The sequence below is a fragment of the Segetibacter aerophilus genome (genome assembly GCF_007991655.1).
Taxonomy (GTDB): domain Bacteria; phylum Bacteroidota; class Bacteroidia; order Chitinophagales; family Chitinophagaceae; genus Segetibacter; species Segetibacter aerophilus.
The window spans coordinates 1-515 of sequence record NZ_BJYT01000079.1 but is presented as its reverse complement, the minus strand read 5'-3'; the positions used below and the strand labels follow the sequence as shown (position 1 = coordinate 515).

The 515-nt window shown below is 42.7% G+C and carries 1 protein-coding gene; it reads left to right on the top strand.

Annotated features, from left to right (window positions below; translation table 11 throughout):
- Positions 1–515: outer membrane beta-barrel family protein (locus SAE01_RS24330; protein ID WP_147206431.1), on the top strand; the 515-nt coding region annotated here is incomplete at both ends.

Sequence of the window (515 nt, the reverse complement as noted above, 5' to 3'; positions counted from 1 at the left end):
GGATGAACATGTAAATGATTTTACGCTCGACTATGTTCGTCCGTTAAAGCATGGTCGCTTCGAGGGCGGCGTAAAACTTCGATTAAGAAACATTCCTATCAATATGCAATTCTTTCCCGGCCTTAATTCACCTATAGATTTCCAGGCTGGCGGTTTTGCTGAATATCGCGAAACCATTCCGGCGGTGTATGGCAACTACGTGTATGAAAGCAACAAGTTTGAGTTGGAGGCGGGGTTACGTATAGAGTACGTACGTGTAGATTACGAGGTCAATCCGAATCACAACACCTACAAAAGTGATGGCTATACTTATACGCAACCTTTTCCTAATGTTCGCCTTGCATACAAGTTGAACGATAACAACAAAATCTCCCTCTTCTACAACCGACGCGTAGATCGTCCTAATGAAGTCGACATCCGGATTTTTCCTAAATATGATGAGCCGGAACTATTGAAGGTGGGTAATCCTGCACTTCGTCCGCAGTTTACAAATTCGTTAGAATTTGGTTATAAAA